This window comes from Arthrobacter sp. 05N428_2 (genome assembly GCF_056397065.1).
Map to the genome: position 1 here is coordinate 190953 of NZ_JBFTMR010000002.1, position 19143 is coordinate 210095.

Annotated in this window: 20 protein-coding genes, 2 tRNA genes and 1 other RNA gene; 14 read left to right on the forward strand and 9 right to left on the reverse strand. The window is 66.6% G+C overall.

Translation table 11 applies throughout. From position 1 onward, the window contains the following. Positions 1-5: 5 nt before the first annotated feature. Together AC1DGI_RS02595 and AC1DGI_RS02600 are read left to right on the forward strand one after the other, a co-directional pair. A complete protein-coding gene (locus tag AC1DGI_RS02595) occupies positions 6-899 on the forward strand; it encodes a Nif3-like dinuclear metal center hexameric protein (RefSeq protein ID WP_476897651.1) in 894 nt (297 codons plus the stop codon). Between the two features lie 178 nt (positions 900-1077). After that, positions 1078-1815 carry a zinc ribbon domain-containing protein gene (locus AC1DGI_RS02600; protein ID WP_476897652.1) on the forward strand — a complete coding sequence of 246 codons (738 nt, stop codon included), beginning with the start codon at positions 1078-1080 and terminating at the stop codon, positions 1813-1815. 60 nt (positions 1816-1875) lie between these two features. Here AC1DGI_RS02600 and AC1DGI_RS02605 read toward each other — a convergent pair whose 3' ends face one another. Continuing rightward, positions 1876-2640: a YaaA family protein gene (locus AC1DGI_RS02605; RefSeq protein ID WP_476897653.1), complete on the reverse strand. Its 765-nt coding sequence runs from the start codon at positions 2638-2640 to the stop codon at positions 1876-1878. Between the two features lie 59 nt (positions 2641-2699). Further along, the gene (locus tag AC1DGI_RS02610) at positions 2700-3617 is read right to left on the reverse strand and encodes a slipin family protein (protein ID WP_476897654.1); all 918 of its coding nucleotides are present in this window, start codon (positions 3615-3617) and stop codon (positions 2700-2702) included. A gap of 110 nt (positions 3618-3727) precedes the next feature. On the opposite strand from AC1DGI_RS02610, the gene rnpB reads away from it, so the two are divergent. Further along, an RNA gene (gene rnpB / locus AC1DGI_RS02615) (RNase P RNA component class A) lies at positions 3728-4119 on the forward strand. Positions 4120-4252: 133 nt separating this feature from the next. Here the strand turns inward: rnpB and AC1DGI_RS02620 are convergent. Continuing rightward, complete coding sequence (locus tag AC1DGI_RS02620; RefSeq protein WP_441402520.1) at positions 4253-4405, reverse strand: hypothetical protein; 153 nt, start codon at positions 4403-4405, stop codon at positions 4253-4255. A gap of 278 nt (positions 4406-4683) precedes the next feature. On the opposite strand from AC1DGI_RS02620, the gene AC1DGI_RS02625 reads away from it, so the two are divergent. The 5 genes from AC1DGI_RS02625 (at position 4684) to ppk2 (ending at position 8694) form a co-directional block, all read left to right on the forward strand. Beyond that, positions 4684-6177, forward strand: coding sequence for a glyceraldehyde-3-phosphate dehydrogenase (locus AC1DGI_RS02625; RefSeq protein ID WP_476897655.1), 1494 nt, complete (start codon positions 4684-4686; stop codon positions 6175-6177). A 67-nt stretch (positions 6178-6244) separates the two neighbouring features. Continuing rightward, positions 6245-6454: a hypothetical protein gene (locus AC1DGI_RS02630; protein ID WP_441401074.1), complete on the forward strand. Its 210-nt coding sequence runs from the start codon at positions 6245-6247 to the stop codon at positions 6452-6454. 150 nt (positions 6455-6604) lie between these two features. Beyond that, a complete protein-coding gene (locus tag AC1DGI_RS02635; RefSeq protein WP_476897656.1) occupies positions 6605-7402 on the forward strand; it encodes an HNH endonuclease family protein in 798 nt (265 codons plus the stop codon). A gap of 96 nt (positions 7403-7498) precedes the next feature. Further along, the gene (locus AC1DGI_RS02640; protein ID WP_441401078.1) at positions 7499-7786 is read left to right on the forward strand and encodes a hypothetical protein; all 288 of its coding nucleotides are present in this window, start codon (positions 7499-7501) and stop codon (positions 7784-7786) included. A gap of 14 nt (positions 7787-7800) precedes the next feature. Then, a complete protein-coding gene (ppk2, locus tag AC1DGI_RS02645) occupies positions 7801-8694 on the forward strand; it encodes a polyphosphate kinase 2 (RefSeq protein ID WP_476897657.1) in 894 nt (297 codons plus the stop codon). Positions 8695-8706: 12 nt separating this feature from the next. On the opposite strand, the gene def is transcribed toward ppk2, so the two are convergent. From def to orn, 4 genes are all read right to left on the reverse strand, one after another. Then, positions 8707-9279 (reverse strand): peptide deformylase, encoded by a 573-nt coding sequence (gene def, locus AC1DGI_RS02650; protein ID WP_441401082.1) that lies wholly within the window; start codon positions 9277-9279, stop codon positions 8707-8709. Positions 9280-9323: 44 nt separating this feature from the next. Then, a complete protein-coding gene (locus AC1DGI_RS02655) occupies positions 9324-10478 on the reverse strand; it encodes an acyl-CoA dehydrogenase family protein (RefSeq protein ID WP_476897658.1) in 1155 nt (384 codons plus the stop codon). A 132-nt stretch (positions 10479-10610) separates the two neighbouring features. Further along, positions 10611-10683, reverse strand: a tRNA-His gene (locus AC1DGI_RS02660). A 131-nt stretch (positions 10684-10814) separates the two neighbouring features. Then, on the reverse strand, positions 10815-11462 hold the full coding sequence (gene orn / locus AC1DGI_RS02665; protein ID WP_476897659.1) for an oligoribonuclease: 648 nt from the start codon (positions 11460-11462) through the stop codon (positions 10815-10817). A 186-nt stretch (positions 11463-11648) separates the two neighbouring features. On the opposite strand from orn, the gene mptB reads away from it, so the two are divergent. Together mptB and map are read left to right on the forward strand one after the other, a co-directional pair. After that, positions 11649-13214 carry a polyprenol phosphomannose-dependent alpha 1,6 mannosyltransferase MptB gene (gene mptB, locus AC1DGI_RS02670; protein ID WP_476897660.1) on the forward strand — a complete coding sequence of 522 codons (1566 nt, stop codon included), beginning with the start codon at positions 11649-11651 and terminating at the stop codon, positions 13212-13214. A gap of 35 nt (positions 13215-13249) precedes the next feature. After that, on the forward strand, positions 13250-14017 hold the full coding sequence (gene map, locus AC1DGI_RS02675; RefSeq protein ID WP_441403017.1) for a type I methionyl aminopeptidase: 768 nt from the start codon (positions 13250-13252) through the stop codon (positions 14015-14017). Between the two features lie 62 nt (positions 14018-14079). Here map and AC1DGI_RS02680 read toward each other — a convergent pair whose 3' ends face one another. Continuing rightward, positions 14080-14601 carry a LapA family protein gene (locus AC1DGI_RS02680; RefSeq protein WP_476897661.1) on the reverse strand — a complete coding sequence of 174 codons (522 nt, stop codon included), beginning with the start codon at positions 14599-14601 and terminating at the stop codon, positions 14080-14082. A gap of 230 nt (positions 14602-14831) precedes the next feature. Here AC1DGI_RS02680 and AC1DGI_RS02685 point away from each other — a divergent pair, with 230 nt between their 5' ends. Continuing rightward, on the forward strand, positions 14832-15848 hold the full coding sequence (locus AC1DGI_RS02685) for a magnesium and cobalt transport protein CorA (protein WP_476897662.1): 1017 nt from the start codon (positions 14832-14834) through the stop codon (positions 15846-15848). Between the two features lie 104 nt (positions 15849-15952). Here the strand turns inward: AC1DGI_RS02685 and AC1DGI_RS02690 are convergent. Next, positions 15953-16025, reverse strand: a tRNA-Arg gene (locus tag AC1DGI_RS02690). 225 nt (positions 16026-16250) lie between these two features. Between AC1DGI_RS02690 and AC1DGI_RS02695 the strand changes: the two genes are divergently transcribed. The 3 genes from AC1DGI_RS02695 (at position 16251) to ettA (ending at position 19134) form a co-directional block, all read left to right on the forward strand. Then, positions 16251-16793, forward strand: coding sequence for a single-stranded DNA-binding protein (locus AC1DGI_RS02695; RefSeq protein WP_476897663.1), 543 nt, complete (start codon positions 16251-16253; stop codon positions 16791-16793). 65 nt (positions 16794-16858) lie between these two features. Beyond that, on the forward strand, positions 16859-17350 hold the full coding sequence (locus AC1DGI_RS02700; RefSeq protein ID WP_476897664.1) for a DUF6993 domain-containing protein: 492 nt from the start codon (positions 16859-16861) through the stop codon (positions 17348-17350). A 101-nt stretch (positions 17351-17451) separates the two neighbouring features. Then, complete coding sequence (gene ettA / locus AC1DGI_RS02705; protein WP_476897665.1) at positions 17452-19134, forward strand: energy-dependent translational throttle protein EttA; 1683 nt, start codon at positions 17452-17454, stop codon at positions 19132-19134. Positions 19135-19143: the final 9 nt, after the last annotated feature.

A 19143-nucleotide genomic window follows, 5' to 3' on the forward strand; every position in this document is an offset into this window, starting at 1 on the left:
AGGGTATGGAACCTGAGAACACCGACGTTTCAGTTCAGCCCGCCGAAGCCGCGGGCCCCGGCTCGGCCGCGACACTGGGCATGATCCTGCTGGCCGTCGAGGAGCTCTGGCCCGAATCGCTGGCGGAGGACTGGGATGAGGTGGGCCTCGTGGCCGGGCATCCGTCCGCCGAGGTGAGCAGGATCCTGTTTGCCGTCGATCCCACGCTCGAGGTGATCGAGGAGGCCGTCAGCTGGGGCGCGGAGCTGCTGATCACGCACCATCCCCTGTTGCTCAAGGGCGTCACCTCGGTGGCAGCCAATACCCCCAAGGGCAAGGCCGTCCACCGGCTGATTGAGTCCGGAACCGCCCTGATGACTGTCCATACCAATGGTGACTCCGCCGTCGGTGGCGTCTCCGACGTGTTGGCCGACGCGCTGGGCCTGCAGGACGTGGTGCCCCTGACTCCCGCCACAAACGGCCTTCCCGAGGAGGGCATCGGCCGCGTCGGCGACCTCCCCGACGTCCAGACACTGGGGGATTTTGCCGCGCGGGTCTTTGGCATCCTGCCCTCAGTTGCAGGCGGTGTGCGGGTCTCCGGCGACCGGGACGGTTTGGTGCGAAGGGTGGCCCTGTGCGGCGGCGCGGGCGACTCGCTGTTCAATGAGGTCCGCGCGAGCAACGCCGACGTCTACCTGACCGCGGATCTGCGGCATCATCCGGCGTCGGAGGCCCGCGAGGCCGCCGTCAACGACCGGCCCTACCTGATCGACGTGTCGCACTTTGCGAGCGAGTGGCTGTGGCTGCCGGCGGCCGCCGAGGCTCTCGGAAACGTGCTGACGGACCAGGGGCACGACATCGAAATCCGGGTGAGCAACACCAACAGCGATCCGTGGGACTTCATTCTGACTCCGGGTTAAGCCTTGTTGGCGAGGTCCGTCGCCGGGCCCACACCGGCGAGGGACCCATACCGAGCGCAGCGAGGTTTGGGAGCTGGTGGGGACGTAGCGAGGCCGGGGAGCACGCTAGGCGCTAGAGTCTAAAGAGCGCCGGTACGGTGCCCGGCTCCGGCCGGTATGTGAACACGCGGAGGAAATAGTGGCCAAGGCAGCACCGGCGGAACAGTTGAAGTTGCTTGAATTGCAGGGACTGGATGCCAAACTCAAGTCTCTGTCCAACCGCCGCCGCAGCCTTGAAAGCGACTCCCGGATCACCGACCTGGAAGCCGCCCTCGGAGTGGCCAACGGCGAACTCGGGGCCGCTAAGGTGGCGGTGCACGACGCCGAACTCGAACTCAAACGCGCCGAGGCCGACGTCGAACAGGTCGCCTCCCGGATCGAACGCGACGAGGCCAGGCTCAACAGCGGTACCGGGCTCTCCAAGGACCTCGTGGCCCTGCAGCGCGACATCGCGTCACTGAACAAGCGCCGCTCGGACCTGGAGGACGTCGAACTCGAAGTTCTGGAGCGGCTGGATTCGCTGCGCCTGCGCCAGGCCACGCAACAGCAGATTGTTGATGACATCCAAGGTTCCTTCGGCAGCATCCGTGCCGAACTCGATGAGCAGCTGGCCGAAGTGGCCGCAGAAGCCACGGTGGTGCGCGGCCACCGGGCCGAGTTCGCAGCCGGCCTGGACGCCGGAATGCTTGCCGTCTACGAGAAGACCCTCGCCAAGCGGGGCGTCGGCGCGGCCCGGCTTTTCCACGGCACCTCCGAGGGGTCCGGCATGCAGCTGAGCCCCGGCGACCTCGCTGAAATCAAGGCCGCCGCGGAGGACGACATCGTCTTTTGCCCCGATTCCGGGTGCATCCTGGTCCGCTCCGCCGAATGGGCCTAACCACCCAACTGGCTGGCACTTGTTGTCGCTTTGAGCCCTGAAAACGCCACCTAATGCGAGCTAGTTGGGCAGGATGATGTTGAGGGCGTGCGGCTTCCGGGCCGTGCCGTCAACCAGTTCCACGGACCACTTCTCGGCCGCGGCCTTCCGCAGTTGCGCGGGCGTCTCCGGGGACTTGCCACGCCGCGCCAACAGGTGCCGGGCGAGCTCCCCGCGGGTGTGCTTGGCGAAATGGCTCACCACCTTGCGGACCCCGTTGACCTCGGTGAAGACGTGCACGGCCACCGTCTGTTCCGGCGGAGGAGCCCACGCCGCCGCGTAGGTGCTGGAGCGGCAATCGACCAGCAGCTCGCCGGCAGTTTCCGCGGCGAGGGCTGCCGCCAGTTGCGGTTTCCAGAAGGAGGCCAGCCGTCCGACGTCGGGCAGCGCCGTGCCCATCGACAGCCGGTACGCCGGCACCCGGTCCGCAAAGCGGATGGCACCCCAGAGCGCGGAAATCACCAGCACCGAGGCATCCGCCTTTTTCCGCTGCACGGAAGTCAGCGACCGGTAGTCCAGCGCGTCGTAGAGCACCCCGGAGTACACCTGGTGTGCGGGCGCGGCGGGCTCGGCATGCAGCCGGGTGTTGCGTTCGACGTCGGCCTTCAGGGAGGCGCCGACGCCGAGCAGGGCGAGCGCATCCTCATGGGCGCTGACGGTGCCGAGCGCCTCGAGGACCTTGGCGCGGTGGCCATTAAGGCCGGGGAAACTGAGTGACGCCGGTTCGACGGCGTCACCGCCGGTGGCGGGGGTCTTGCCTTCGGAGGGTGGCAGCAGAATCAGCACCGTACGATCCTACCGGCGGCGGCGGGATGGCCGCGGACCGGCGTTGGAGGTCTATCCGCTCACGCCACCTTGGCGGGTGCCGCTGCCACATGAGCCGCTGCGGAGGCCGCGACCGGGGTCGGAACCGGAGCCGGTGCGGAGGCCTCGTAGGGGACAAACGCCGGAGCCGTTGCCGGGGCCACGGTCGGCGACGTTACCCCGGCCGCACGGGATTCCCGCGCCAAGAACGCGGACAGCTCGCCGATGGTGCTCATTAGCGGGGCGGGGAAGACGACTGTGGTGTTCTTGTCCACACCGATTTCGACGAGGGACTGCAGGTTGCGCAACTGGAGGGCCAACGGGTGCGCCATCATCGTGTCGGAGGCTTCGCCCAGCGCCGCGGCCGCGATCGATTCACCTTCGGCGGCGATGATCTTTGCGCGCTTCTCCCGCTCAGCCTCGGCCTGCCGGGCCATGGCACGCTTCATGCTCTCCGGCAGTTGAATGTCCTTGAGCTCCACGAGTGTCACCTCGACGCCCCACTCCAGCGTAAGGGCGTCAAGGATTTCGCGGATGTCGCTGTTGATGTGCTCCGTCTCGGACAGGGTCTGGTCCAGGCTGTGCCGGCCCACCACCTTCCGCAGCGTGGTTTGCGCGATCTGATTGATCGCGGCGGCCACGTTTTCGATCGCCACGACGGACTTCACGGCATCGATCACGCGGTAGTACGCCACCGCGGAGATGTCCACGCTGACGTTGTCCTGGGTGATGATGCCTTGGGACTGGATCGGCATGGTCACGATCCGCAGGCTGACCAGCTGGAGCCTGTCGATCACCGGAACAATCAAGCGCAGACCCGGCATCCGGACGCCGATTACCCGGCCCAGCCTGAACAGCACGCCCTGCTCGTACTGGCGCACAATCCGGATCGACATCCGGGCCACGATGAACAGCAGAACCAGAATTATCAGCCATACGACGACGGCGGTAACGTCCATCCGAATCGCTTCCTCGACTAGCGGAATACTTGCTTCAATTCTCCCACCGGCGTGGCCAAATGGCGCCGCTGCGGCGGGACAGTCGGGGAGACCGTAGAATGAACGACGGATGGGTTGACCAGGCGGCCGCGCGTCACGCAAGTGGCTCGAGGAACGTCCGGGCTCCGCAGGGCAGGGTGGTGGGTAACGCCCACTCGGGGTAACCCGCAGGCCAGTGCCACAGAGAATAGACCGCCTGCCCCGAGCCGTGTCCGCACGGCCAGGGAGCAGGTAAGGGTGAAACGGCGGTGTAAGAGACCACCAGCTTCCCGGGTGACCGGGAAGGCTAGGTAAACCCCACCCGGAGCAAGGCCAGACAGGGCACGTTTGAGGGCTGCTCGCCCGAGTGTCCGGGTAGGCTGCTGGAGGGCGTCGGCAACGGCGTCCGTAGATGGATGGCCGCTACTCCCGCGCCGGTAACAGCGCGGGAACACAGAACCCGGCGTATCGGTCAACCCATCCCACCACCGCGCCGGCGGCCGCGAGGCCCCCGGCCAGCGCATGGGAACCCACACACTGAGCCGGACACCCCCCGGACAGACGAAAGGGCCGGCACCTTGTGGTGCCAGCCCCTCCAGTCAAAACCGGGTGTCGGATCAGGCCTTCGCCTTCCGCTTCACCCAACCCCAAACCACGGTCGCGACAAACAAGACCAGGCCGATGATGGCCAGCCAAAGCAGGCCCTTCACGACGAAGCCCAGGATCGACAGGATGAGCCAAACGACAAGAAGTGCAACTATGAGTCCCATGCGGTCATCCTATGTGACGGGGGGACCACCGGCCCGGATTGCGTGTGAGTGATTTCACGCCGGCCAGGCCCGGCGGAGCCGCCGGGCCGCCCTAGAATGGAGAGCGAACGTAGAGGTTCTGCCGCCGGGTCTGCGTTCGCAGCCGGCGGCTTTTCTTTGCGGTTCAAGCAGGCGCACGGGGTGGACCGAATCCCCGCAGCACCTAGGTTCCGGAGACCCGCCGGCGGCCGACTTCCGCACACGAGGACGTGTGCGGTGGATTTTAGGAAGGTAGTTCTGTGAGCCAGACGTCAGATTCTTGTCTTGATACGTGGATGGGCCGGGAGGCCCTCGCCGAGGCCATGATCCCGGTGATCGGCCGGCTGTACCGCGAAAACAACGTGGTGACTTCCATCCACGGCCGGAGCCTGATCAACAAGTCCACGATGAACATCCTGAAGGCGCACCGCTTCGCCCGCCGGATGAGCAAGGAAGAGCTGCGGCTCGAAGAGACCGCACCCCTGCTGGATGCCCTCACCAAACTGGACCTGGGCGCGGCGGCCATCGACATCGCCCGCCTGACCGAGAAGTACCGTGCCGAAGGCGACGGCGTCAGCCTGGACGCATTCCTGCGCGAAGAGCTCGCCGAAGTTGTCGGCAAGCGCGGCGGCGACGACCGCACCAGCACCGACGTCGTCCTGTATGGCTTTGGCCGCATCGGCCGGCTGCTGGCCCGCCTCCTGATCGAAAAGGCCGGCGGTGGCCACGGCCTGCGTCTGCGTGCGATCGTGGTGCGCCGCGGCTCCGACAACGACCTGACCAAGCGCGCCAGCCTGCTGCGCCGCGACTCGGTTCACGGCTCCTTCGAAGGCACCATCAAGGTGGACCTCGAGAACGACACCATCACCGCCAACGGCGTCCAGATCCAGGTGATCTACTCGGACAACCCGGCAACTGTCGACTACACCGGCTACGGCATCCACGACGCACTGGTGGTCGACAACACCGGCCGCTGGCGCGACGCCGACGGCCTCTCCCAGCACCTGCAGAGCAAGGGCGTCTCCCGGGTGCTCCTCACCGCGCCGGGCAAGGGCGAGCTGAAAAACATCGTGCACGGCATCAACCACGCAACGATCACCGATTCGGACAAGATCGTCTCCGCGGCGTCGTGCACCACCAACGCCATCACCCCGGTGCTGAAGGCGATCAACGACCGCTACGGCGTCGTGCACGGCCACGTCGAAACGGTGCACTCCTTCACCAACGACCAGAACCTGATCGACAACTTCCACAAGGGTGACCGCCGCGGCCGCTCCGCCGCACTGAACATGGTGATTACCGAGACCGGTGCCGCAAAGGCAGTAGCGAAGGCCCTGCCGGAGCTCCTTGGGAAACTGACCGGAAGCTCCATCCGGGTGCCCACCCCGGACGTGTCCCTGGCCATCCTGAACCTGAGCCTGGAAAACGGCACCACCAGGGATGAAGTCAACGACTACCTGCGGGAGATGTCGCTGCACTCGGAGCTGCGGAAGCAGGTCGACTACATCGATTCGCCCGAGGTTGTCTCCACCGACTTCGTCGGCTCCCGCCGCGCCGGGATCGTCGACGGCCTGGCCACGATCTCCAACGAGAAGAACCTCGTGCTGTACGTCTGGTACGACAACGAGTTCGGCTACAGCTGCCAGGTGGTCCGCGTCATGGAAGAAATGGCCGGCGTGAACCCGCCGTCGTTCCCGGCCAAGGATGCCGCAGCAACGTTGGAGGCGGCAGGCCTCCCGGTCGAGGTCGGATAACCGCATTTTGAGGACGTTCCCGGCCGGGTCTCTGGAAACGGCCGGGAATGGGCACCACAATGGAGCCATGGAACAGAACTCGGCTGTGGAGCACGAAACCACCCTGGAACATGCCCTCGACGTGGCACGGCGGAACGCCAAGGAAGCCAAGCGCCTCCTTGACGACGCCCGCGCCAAGCGCGAGGCCGGCGAGGTCGACGACGCGCGGGTCAGCCAACTGGAAGGGCTGATGGCCCTCGCCGAGGAGGACCTCCGCCGGGTCACCAAGGAACAATGACCGCGCAGCCCTGAGCTCCCGGCCCGGGAGCCCTTGGGACTGGTGCACCGGCGCTGGACCTGTCCTGCACACTGTGGAGATCCGGTCCGGCGTCGGTGCTGCGTCCTAGGCTGTGAGGGTGCTGCAGACCCATCCTGCGCGGAAACGTCCGTGACCGCCACCTGGACCGACTTCCGGCGCGCCCGGCGCCGGTCCCGCCAGGCGTGGGCCCTGCTGACGGCCGGACTGCTGGCGCTGGCCGCCACCGTTGTCTGGTTCTTCACCGCGGGCCAGTTTGCCGTGGCAGAGCCGCCGACCGCCGGTCCCCGTGACGCTCCGGTGCTCGCGGCGGGCTGGATGAAGGCCGTCGCGCCGGTGCGGCCGGTGCCTGATGAGCTCGCGGCGGATGTGCTGGAGACCCTGCCGGTCAAGGGCCGTGCAGCCGCGAACGGCTATGACCGCAGCGCCTTCGGCCAGGCATGGCTCGATGTCGACGGCAACGGCTGCGACACCCGGAACGACATCCTCCGCCGCGACCTGCCCGACGCCCGGTTTACCGAAGGGTCCCGCTGCCGGGTCGGGGCCGGGTCCTTCCAGGAGCCCTACACCGGCCGGACCATCGAGTTCCAGCGCGGAGCGGAGTCCAGCAAGGCGGTCCAGATTGACCACGTGGTGGCACTGGGGGACGCCTGGCAGAAGGGCGCCCAGCTCTTGACGGCTGTGCAGCGCCAGCATCTGGCGAACGATCCGTTGAACCTGATCGCCGTCGACGGACAGGCAAACCAGGACAAGAGCGCTTCCGACGCCGCCACCTGGCTGCCCCCCAACAAGGCGTTCCGCTGCCATTACGTAGCCCGGCAGATCTCGGTCAAGGCAGCCTACGGACTGTGGGTGACGCCGGCCGAAAGGGACGCGATGAGGCGTGCCCTGGGCGCCTGTCCGGAGCAGCAGACCGTGGTGCCACGCTGACCCGGCGCGGGTCCGAAATCCGAGCTCATTGACATGCCGGTCCGGCGGGTCTACGACTGTGGCTGTCGGAACGGTAATCCAACCAAGGAGGACAAGATGGCGTACGGAGTGGTGCACTTTTTCGCGGGGGGAACCAAGGAGCAGTACGAGGCGTCAATCGCCGCGGTCCATCCCGGCGAAGGCCGCCTGCCGGAAGGCCAGGTCTTTCACGCCGGCGGCGCCTCGGCCGGCGGCTGGACCATCATGGCAGTCCATGAATCGAAGGAGAGTTGGGAGAAATTCCGCGACGGCGTCCTGATGCCCAAGATGCAGGCGGGCATCGACGGCGGTTTTACTTCCCCGCCGGAAGAAACCGTCGTTGACCTGTACAAAGTGATGCCCTGACCATCCGGCCAACCGTGGCACATGGCAAAGGCGGCGCCGGGAAGGGCGCGGCACGGGGGAAGACGCGGGCTAAGGGGGCCAAAGGCGATGCGCCACGGCGGGCCGGGCGGTTACCGCTCGATGTTTACGAGACCGAACTAGCGCGGCTGCAGGCCGAGCTGGTCGCGTTGCAGGAATGGGTGCGTAGCACCGGGGCGCGCGTCCTCGTGATTTTCGAGGGACGCGACGCCGCGGGCAAGGGCAGCGCCATCAAGCGGGTTACCGAGTACCTCAACCCGCGTGTCGCCCGCATCGTCGCGCTGCCCGCCCCGACCGAACGGCAGCGCGGCGAATGGTATTTCCAGCGCTATGTGGAGCATCTGCCGGCGGCGGGAGAGATCGTCCTGATGGACCGCTCCTGGTACAACCGCGCCGGCGTCGAGCAGGTGATGGGATTCTGCACGCCCGCGGAACACAAACGCTTTATGGCCCAGTGCCCGGTCTTCGAGCGGCTGCTGCTCCAAGACGGCATCCTGCTGTTCAAATACTGGTTCTCGATCAGCCACGCGGAGCAGGAACGGCGCTTTAGGTCCCGGCTGGAGGACCCGCTGCGGCAGTGGAAGCTTTCGCCGATGGACCGGGAGGCGATCCTGCGGTGGGAGGACTACTCGCGGGCGAAGGACGACATGTTCATGCAGACGGACACCGCCGAATCGCCATGGTTTGTGGTCGAGGCCGAGGACAAGCGTCGGGCCCGGATCAACATGATCGCCCATCTGCTTTCCAGCATCGACTACGCCGAAGTCCGCACGGAGCCGGTGACGTTGCCGGAAAGGCCCAAGGCTGTCAACTACACCCGTCCACCGCGGGATCTCTTCCGCTACGTTCCGGATCACGCGGCCGCCCTCCTGGAACCGCGCGAAGAGTAGCCCGCCGGTGCGCTAGTGGCCGAAGGGATCCGGGTCCACGCCGGGCATCCACGTCAGTCCGGGCACACCCCAGCCGCTTTTCTTGGCCTGCTTCATCGCCTTGCGGGAGTAGCGGTCGATCAGCCGGTTAACGTACAGCTTGCCGTCGAGGTGGTCGTATTCGTGCTGGATCACCCGGGCGAACCAGCCGGTCGCCTCGAACTCGATCGGCTTGCCCTCGCCGTCGAACCCTTGCACCCGCGCCCATTCGGCGCGCTTGAGCGGGTACTGGCCGCCGGGGAAGGACAGGCATCCTTCCTCCTCCTCGTCCGGATCCGGCAGTGCACCGGAGACCTTGGAGAGGGTGAGCACCGGGTTGACGACGACACCGGACGACGGCGCGCCGTCGTCGTTTTCGAATTTGTACACAAACAACCGCCGGCCCACCCCGACCTGGGGTGCGGCGAGGCCCACGCCGTTGGCGGCGTCGTTGGTCTCGAACATGTCCGCGATCAGGGTGCGCAGTTCGTCGTCGAAGACTTCGACTTCGGCGGCCCGGCGGTGCAGCACGGGTTCGCCCCAGATCGTGATTGGAAGGACTGTCATGGCGGCTGGTTCCTTTGATGCTTTGCGTGTGCGTGCCCGGGTGGTCAGTCGGCGATGGTGCGGCCGATGACGTCGCGCATGATTTCGTTGGTGCCGCCGAAAATGGTGAGCAACCGGGCGGCGAGGTAAGCCTGGGCCACCGGGTATTCCAGGATGTAACCGTAGCCGCCGTGCAGCTGCAGGCACCGGTCGGTGATGGACTTGGCCCGCTCGGAGGCCCACAACTTGGCCCGCGCCGCCGAGGCGGCGTCGAGTTCGCCGGCGTTGAAGGCCAGCATGGCCCGGTCCACGTAACCCTCCGTGACCTCCACCTCGGTGAGGATGTCGGCGAGTTCGAACCGGCTGTTCTGGAAATCGATGATCCGCTCGCCGAAGGCGTTCCGCTCCTTCGTGTACGTCACGGTCGCCTCATAGACGGCCCGGACGACGGCGGAACTGGCGACGGCGATGGCCAGCCGGCCCTGGGGGAGCTGCTCGGCGGCGTACTGCAGGCCCTTGCCTTCCTCCCCAACCAGGTCGGCGCGCGGCACCCGGACGTTGTCGAAGAACAGTTCCGCCGTGTCGGAGGCCTTCAGTCCCATCTTGTCCAGCTGCTTGCCCGTGTTGTAGCCCTCGCCCTTCCGCACCATGAACAGCGAGAAGGAGTCGCGGCCGCCCCTCCCGGTGCTCCCGTCGGTACGGGCCAGGACCAGCGCCGCGTCGCCGGAGATGCCGTTGCCGATGAAGGTTTTCTGGCCGGTAACCAGCCAGTCGTCGCCGTCGCGAATGGCCTTGGTGCGGACGCCGCGCAGATCCGAACCGGCGCCGGGTTCGGTCATGGCGATCGAGGTGACCGTTTCGCCGGAGACCATGCCGGGCAGCCACCGGGACTTTAGTTCGTCGGAGCCGTAGGCCAACAGGTGGGGGAGGACCATGTCATCGTGCAGGTGGAAGGCCAGGCCGACAGCCAGGTGGTCGCGTCGGGCGAATTCCTCGTCCAGCACGGCGCGGTAACGGTAGTCGTCCACGCCCATGCCGCCGAACTCCTCGGGGACGGCGAGGCCCAGCAGGCCCTGCTCGCCGGCCGCCGTCCAGAGTTCGCGGGACATGATGTGGTCCTGGTCCCATTGCCCGTAGTGCGGGGCAACCGCACGCGCGTCGAACTCCGCGGCCATCTCACGGAACATCTCGTGGTCTTCTTCAAAGAGCTGGCGCTTCATCGCGGTTCCTTCCTCACGGACAACAGTGGACAGATAACGCCGTATAGACACCGCCGTACAGACACCAAAGGCCGCACCGGATATCCGGTGCGGCCTTAGGCAAGGTCGGACAACTCTGCCGTCCTTGGTGAGGGTGAGCGACGGGGGTTGAACCCGCGACCTCCTGGACCACAACCAGGCGCTCTGCCAACTGAGCTACGCCCACCATGTGCCGTCTCACTCCCTCCGGCGAACCGGCGGGCTGAAAAGGCAACGACAAATAGCTTACCTGCTGTTCGGGGATGGTTTTGCCAATTTTCCGTATTTGGTCGGATATTTCTCCAAACGTGGTGGAGATTACTCCGCCGGTGCCGGAGCCTGCGCTCCCGTCGCTTCGGGTGCCGGTGCCATGATCGACTTCGCGATCCGCTGCGCGGTGGCGCTGTCGGGACCGGGCGCGGGCACGAAGACTGCCTCCCGGTAGTAACGGAGTTCGTCGATGGAGTCCTGGATGTCGCCCAGGGCGCGGTGGCCGCCGAGCTTGGCCGGGGACTGGAAGTACGCCCGGGCGTACCAGCGCCGGGAGAGCTCCTTGATGGTGCTCACATCGATCACCCGGTAGTGCAGGTGCTCGACCAGTTCCGGCATGTCGCGGACCAGGAACACCCGGTCGGTGCCCACCGAGTTGCCGCCCAGCGGGGCTTTCTTCGGGTCCGGCACCCACTTCTTGATGTACTCGAGCACCACCGACTGCGCTTCGGCCATGGTCTTGCCGTGCGGGAGTTCAGCGAGCAGCCCGGAGCGGGTATGCATGTCGCGCACAAAGTCGTTCATTTGGGCCAGCGCAGCGTCGTCCGGTTTGATCACGACGTCCACGCCGTCGCCGAGGATGTTCAGTTCCGAGTCCGTTACCAAGGCCGCCACTTCGATGAGGGCGTCATTCGTGGTGTCCAGTCCGGTCATTTCGCAGTCGATCCACACGATGCGTTCATTAGATATAGGCACCCGCCCAGCCTACAGTTCCGGCGCCGCTGAGCGCTCCGGTGCTACGATTTCGGATACGCGGCCCTCGGAATTTTCCGGCGTGGCCGCGTGCCCCGTGACTGCACTGCTGGCCGGAAGGTGGCCCAGAACCAGCGGGCCAAAGCGGCCGGCCACAACTAGCCCGACAACAGATTGGACGATCCTGAGATGACGGCGCCTGTACCTGCGGTGGCGGAATCGGCCGCCGGCAGGTCCCGCACCTCCCCAACGGCGGCGGCCGCTGATGTGGACAACGCCCGGTCGCCGATCCTGTCGGGATTCCTTGGCTCGATGTTCATGGCCGTCGGTTCGCTCGGCGTCGGCTGGCTGGCCCCGGTCTCCGAATTGCGGCGGGTGCCCTTGTTCATCTGGATGCGGACCGAGGCCGTGGGCACCGGGCTGAGCATTGTGCTCCTGGCCGTCGGCGGTATGCTGCTGGTCCGTGCCTGGCTTCGGCTGGGTCAGCGGGTGCGGAGCTGGGGTGCCGGCGCCCGCAAGGCAACGCTGCAGGCGGTGGTCGCGTGGGGGCTGCCGATGATGTTTTCCGTTCCGTTGTTCAGCCGCGACGTGTACGCCTACATCGGCCAGGGCCGCCTGATGGTGGAGGGCTTCAACCCATACGAAAACGGCATCTCGGCGCTATCAAACTACTTCCAGTTGGGCGCCGACAAGATGTGGACCGAGGCGCCGGTGCCGTACGGGCAGCTCTTCCTGTGGATCGAGCAGTTCGTCGTCTGGTCCACGAACGTCCAACCCGAAGCCAGCATCATGCTGTTCCGGCTCGCCGCCCTGGTCGGCATTGTGCTCTGCATCATCTACGTACCGAAACTGGCTGACCTGCACGGTGTCAACCCGCACCGGGCCCTGTGGCTGACTGCCGCCAATCCGCTGTTCCTCACGAACTTCATCGCCAGCGTGCACAACGACGCCCTGATGATCGGCCTGGCCCTCGCCGGGTTGTACTACTGCGCGACCAAGCGGGTGCTGCTGGGCCTGGTCCTGGTCACGCTGTCCATCTCGGTCAAACCCATCACCATCGTGTTCCTGCCGTTTATCGGCCTGCTGTGGGCGGGCAAGAACGCCGGCTGGTCGCGCAAGTTCATCTTCTGGGCGCTCACTGGGGGCATCAGCTTCGCCCTGCTCTACGCGATGAGCCTGGTCAACGGGTTCGGGTTCGGCTGGATCAATGGCCTGTCCGCGCCGGGCAGCATCTGGATCTGGTACGCGCCGGTCGGTTTGCTCGGACTCATCGTCGCCTCCATCTTGAACGCCTTCAACCTCGACGGCTGGGGGATGGCCAAGTGGGTGTACGACGCCGGGAAGCTGCTCGCGCTGGGCATCGTCGCCTGGCAGATCTTCCGCGGAGACTACGACCGCCTGATGCGTCGCCTCACGCTTGCCTTCGCCGCCGTCGTGTTCCTGGCACCGATGATCCAGTCCTGGTACGTTGTCTGGCTCATCCCTCTGTTCGCGGTCACCGGCATCCGGGATGACTGGCAAGTGAAGGCGGTGTATTTCATGGTGTCCTTCTTCATGGTCTACGCCATCTCGGACCAGCTGGAAGTGTTTCCCTACCTGCAGACCGGAGACCTTGGCCTGGCACTGGCGCTGGCCCGCAACGCTGCTGCCCTGATCGCCCTGCTCTTCGCGCTGTACCTGATCTTCCTGGATCCGAAAACCAAGCAGCTGTTCAGCAAACCGGCGGAGCCCGTCACCACCCGTCCGGTCATCTAGCCGTCGCCCTCACCGGTCCGCCTCGGAAGGAGCCAATGTCCATGATCAAGAGCCCCGACGAGATCGCCCTGATGCGCGAGGCCGGACGGGTGGTGGCGAACACGCTGGCGCTGGTGCGCGAGGCAGCCGACGTCGGCGTGACGCTGAAGGAGCTCGACGGCGTTGCCGCACAGGCGATTGCCGCGGCCGGCGCCACTCCGGCGTTTCTTGACTACCGCCCCCGCTGGGCCTCCGTGCCGTTCCCGGGCGTCATCTGCACAAGTGTCAACGATGCGGTGGTGCACGGCATCCCCAACGACTACCGGCTTGCGGACGGCGACCTGCTGAGCGTGGACTGCGGCGCGTTCCTGGCGGGCTGGTGCGGGGACGCCGCGATCAGTTTCATCGTGGGTACGGCTGATCCGGTGGACCAGGCGCTGATCGATGCCACGGACCAGGCCCTGGCACGGGGGATCGAGGCGGCGCGGATCGGCAACAAGATGGGTGACGTGGCTTATGCGATCGGCGGGGCCGCTCGCCGGGCCGGCTACGGTCTGCTGGCGGACCATGGCGGCCACGGTATCGGCAGGACTATGCACGCGGACCCGCACGTGCCCAACGACGGCCGGCCGGGCCGGGGGATCAAGCTGACCGAGGGGCTGGTCATTGCGATCGAGCCCATGCTGATCCTCGGCCGCAAGGACGACTACTACCACGACGACGACGAGTGGACCCTCCGCTCGGCCAACGGACGCCGGGCAGCCCACAGCGAGCACACCGTCGCGATCACCGCCGACGGTCCGGTCATCCTGACGTTGCCGTAGCGGACCCGGGACCTGCGTGCGGACGGGGCCGTGGGGCGGCCGGGGCCGTCCCCGTCAGGGCGTCAGCGCTGCCGCGCCGCCTGGCCGGCCAGCCGGAGACGCTGGCGGTGGGTTGCGAGCCGCAACTGAATGATGCGGGCCGCGCCCGCGATGGCGACCAGGATGCCGCCGCCAACAGCGGCGATGAAAAGGGCGATGCCGAGCGGGACTGCCCCTTCGAGGCCAAAGAACTTCACCTGGACGTATTCCTGGTTCTGCAGGATGAAGACGATGAGCAGGACCAACACCACCAGCGCGCTGGCCACCGCGGCCCACACCATTCCCGCGCGGGTAACGCGGCGGGGTTCCGGTTCCGGCGTCGGCGCTGCCGTGGGCGTTTCGGGGGTCGCGGCGCGGGGGGCTTCCCCGGCCGGTGCCAGTGTGCCGCCGGGCGGGCTGGTGAGGGGAGGGGTGCTCCCACCTGGGCCAGCGGTGTCGTAGCCCCCGTCGATGTCCGCGGCCGGGGCCTCAGCCGTGACCGGGGGAGGCGTGGTCGCGGCATCGTTGGGATCCTGGGGATCGAATCCGCGGGGTGTCTGGGTCATGGCGGCCGTACCTTTCGGTTGCGGGCCGGGCACAGGCTTTCCCTGGGCCGCGGCTGTCATCTCAATACTAAGCGTGCTTATGACCAATGGTGCGTGCGGGAGTGGCGCGTTGCCGCGAAATGAGGCATGGGGGTCCGGCGAAACGTGCGGCTGTTGGCACCGGGCGGGCGACGGTATAGCGTCACTCCAAAGGGACGCCCTGGCGGGCCGTCCGGCAGGGAGGCGCAGCTGTGACTATCGTCGACAACGCTGTTTACGTGGACGGACACCGGACCGCGGACCCCGAAGACCTGGATGAGACGTACTTCATCCTGCGACAGCGCCAGGGGATGGCCTGGATCGGGCTGTACCGCCCGGACGCTCCGGAGCTCCGCTCGGTGGCCGAGGAATTTGACCTGAACCATCTGGCCGTGGAGGACGCGCTTGCCGGCCATCAGCGCGCCAAGCTTGAACACTACGGCGACACCCTCTTTCTCGTGCTTCGGCCTGCCCGGTACCTGGACGAGGTGGAGAAAGTCCAGTTCGGCGAAATCCACGTCTTCTCCGGCCCCGATTTTGTGGTCACCGTCCGCCACGCCGAGTCGCCGGACCTGGCACGGGTGCGCCGCCGGATGGAATCCGAGCCCGAGTTCCTGGCGCTCGGGCCGGACGCTGTGCTGTACGCCATCCTGGACCAGGTGGTAGACGAATACGAGCCGGTCGCGGCCGGTCTGGAGAACGACGTCGACGAGATCGAGGATGATCTCTTCGCCGCCGATCCCGGCGTCACCCGCCGGATCTATGAACTCTCGCGGCAGGTGATCACGTTCCAGCGCGCTACGGCGCCGCTGGCGGCCATCTTACAGGCGCTCCGGGCGGGCAGCCCCGGCAGGGTGCCCGGGCCGGACTTGCAGGACCACTTCCGGGACGTCTTGGACCATGTGTTGCGTCTCAGCGAACGGATCGCGGCATTCCGGGCCCTGCTGCAGAATGCGCTCGCGGTCAACGCCGCCCTTGTGGCACAACGGCAGAACGACGAAATGAAGCTGCTGACGGAATCGAGCATCGCCCAGAACGAGCAGACCAAGCGGATCTCGTCGTGGGCCGCCATTCTCTTCGCCCCCACGCTCATCGCATCGATTTACGGGATGAACTTCCGTCTGATGCCCGAACTCGATTGGCCGTTCGGGTATCCGATGGCGATGGGGCTGATGGTGGTGATGGGGTTGGTTTTGTACGTGATTTTCCGACACAACAAGTGGATCTGAGCGGCGTGCTTCCCAGTAGACGTGGGGGAGCGTCCGAACCGAACGAGAGCGGCTGAAGGGGCGGCTCCGGCCGGCGGATGATCCGCGGCCAGAGCCGCACGCGGTGCCCCAGGAGGGAATCGAACCCCCGACCGGCGGATTAGAAGGCCGCTGCTCTATCCCCTGAGCTACTGGGGCAATCTGGCGTGCCGCCCAGCTTCTGCCGGGGGCGCCTCAAGAAGTTTACAGTGCCGGCGGCGTGCTGCCTGTCAGTGGCGTCCGGGCATTTTCCACTCCCCGCCCCCGCCCGCCGTGGCGGCCTCGGTTTTCCACATAGGCAAGTCCCGCCCTCGCGGCGCTTCCGCCCCGGCGGGAAGCTGGGAATGCCTGCTAGGGCACGACCAATCGAGACAGGACAACCCCATGAATGACAGCATTACGGTCCGCGGCTTCGTTGCCACGGAGATCAAGACCTCAACGACGCCGGGTGGCGTCGCCACGGCGTCCTTCCGGCTGGGTTCCACCGGGCGGCGCTTTGACCGCGCCGCGAACGCCTGGGTGGACGGCAACACCAACTGGTTCACGGTGCAGGGATACCGGCAACTGGCCGGAAACATGGGCTGCAGCATCAAGAAGGGCCAGCGCGTCATCATCGTCGGCCGGCTCAAGATGCGCAGCTGGGAAAAGGAGGGCCGCATCTATCACGTGGCTGAGATCGACGCGGAGTCTGTCGGCCACGACCTGATGTGGGGCTCGGCCAACTTCACACGGACCGCCGGCGGCGGCCCGGTGCCTGGCCAGGGCCTCGCGGCTGTCGAGGGCAACGGCAGCGGGGCCGACCTGCCCCACGACGGTGACCGCGAGCCGAACGACGACGGCGGCCATGGTGCATCGGACGGCGACGACACCGATGACGAGCAGGAGTTCGACGAGGAGACCGGCGAACTGAAGGAGGCCGCCGCCTGAGCCCGCGGACGGTGGCCCCGTGGCAGAATTGCCAGGTGATGCGGGCCTTCAGGAAGACTGAGCGATTGGCGCTGCTGCCCGTGTTCGGAGCAGTGGGCCTGCTACTGGCAGCGACCTCCGCCTGCTCGGCGACCATCGGCGGCGGCAGCATCGGCAGCAGCAGCATCGGCAGCAGCGGCGCGTCCGCGGCCGCGTCAGCCCCGTCCGCCCCGGCGCCAGCGGTGGCCGCCCGACCCGAAACCCCCTCCGCGACGCCCGGTCCGGCCACTTCGGCGGCCCGGACCCGCATGGAGGCGGCTCTGGCAAGGATGGCGGCCCCGGGGTCCGCGCCCGGGACGGATCAAATCCGTGCGGCCATCGTCGACGCCGGCTTCCCGCCCGCTGCCATCGAAGTCACAGCCAGCCGAACGCCCACCGGTCTTGCGGCGGACGCGGTGGAGGCAGCGGTCCGGCAGGACCAGGACTGCATCGTTGCCCAGCTGCGGAAGGGCACCGTGGCCGTGACCGTTCTCCCCCTCCTTGCAGGCGGCCGTTGTTTCGTCGGTTCGCCGGCCTAGTCCGCAGCCACCGGAACGGCGCTCCGCGGACCCGTCGCCGGACTCCGGCGGGCGCCCTCCGGAATGTGAGTTATCCGCTCCGAGCCACTAGATTTGTAGGCATGGCGGAATTTATCTACACAATGACCAAGGCCCGCAAGGCCGTTGGCGAAAAACTTATCCTCGACGACGTGAGCATGTCCTTCTTCCCGGGGGCCAAGATTGGTGTTGTTGGCCCCAATGGTGCCGGTAAATCCACCATTCTGAAGATCATGGCCGGCCTGGACACTCCGTCCAACGGTGAAGCACGCCTGAGCCCCGGGTACTCCGTCGGCATCCTTTTGCAGGAACCGCCGCTGAACGAGGACAAGACCGTTCTGGGCAACGTCCAGGAAGGCGTCGGCGAAATCTACGGCAAGATCCAGCGGTTCAATGAGATCTCCGAAGAAATGGCGAGCCCGGACGCGGACTACGACACGCTCCTCGAGGAAATGGGCCACCTGCAGGAAGCCATCGACGCTGCCGACGCGTGGGACCTCGATTCCCAGCTTGAGCAGGCCATGGACGCGCTGCGCTGCCCGCCGGCCGATGCCGACGTCACGCTGCTCTCCGGCGGTGAGCGCCGCCGCGTTGCACTCTGCAAGCTCCTGCTGCAGAAGCCGGACCTGCTGCTGCTGGACGAACCGACCAACCACCTCGACGCCGAGAGCGTGCTGTGGCTTGAGCAGCACCTCTCCTCCTACGCCGGTGCCGTCCTCGCCGTCACCCACGACCGGTACTTCCTGGACCACGTGGCCGAATGGATCGCCGAAGTGGACCGCGGCCACCTGTACCCGTACGAAGGCAACTACTCCACCTACCTGGAGAAGAAGCGTGCCCGCCTCGAAGTCCAGGGCAAGAAGGACGCGAAGCAGGCCAAGCGCCTCACCGAGGAACTGGAATGGGTCCGTTCCAACGCCAAGGGCCGGCAGACCAAGTCCAAGGCCCGTCTGGCCCGCTATGAGGAAATGGCCGCCGAGGCGGACCGGACCCGCAAGCTCGACTTCGAAGAGATCCAGATCCCGCCGGGCCCGCGCCTGGGGGGCCTCGTTCTGGAGGCCACGAACCTGCAGAAGGGCTTCGAGGACCGCACCCTGATCGACGGGCTGTCCTTTACGTTGCCGCGGAACGGTATTGTCGGCGTCATCGGCCCGAACGGCGTCGGCAAGACCACCCTGTTCAAGACCATTGTCGGACTTGAGCCCCTCGACGGCGGTGAGCTTAAAATCGGTGATTCCGTCAAGATCTCCTACGCGGACCAGAGCCGTGGCGGCATCGACCCGAACAAGACCCTGTGGGAGGTCGTCTCCGACGGGCTCGACTTCATCCAGGTAGGCCAGGTCGAGATGCCGTCCCGCGCCTACGTCGCAGCCTTTGGCTTCAAGGGCCCGGACCAGCAGAAGAAGGCAGGGGTGCTTTCCGGTGGTGAGCGCAACCGCCTGAACCTGGCCCTGACCCTGAAGCAGGGCGGCAACCTGCTGCTCCTCGACGAACCGACTAACGACCTCGACGTCGAGACGCTCAGCAGCCTCGAAAATGCCCTGCTCGAATTCCCGGGCTGCGCCGTCGTAGTCTCGCACGACCGCTGGTTCCTGGACCGGGTGGCCACCCACATCCTCGCCTACGAAGGTGACGAGGAGAACCCCTCCAAGTGGTATTGGTTCGAGGGCAACTTCGAATCCTACGAGGAGAACAAGGTCGAGCGCCTCGGCCCGGACGCGGCCAAGCCGCACCGCGTGACCCACCGCCGCCTCACCCGCGACTAGTCCGCCGGG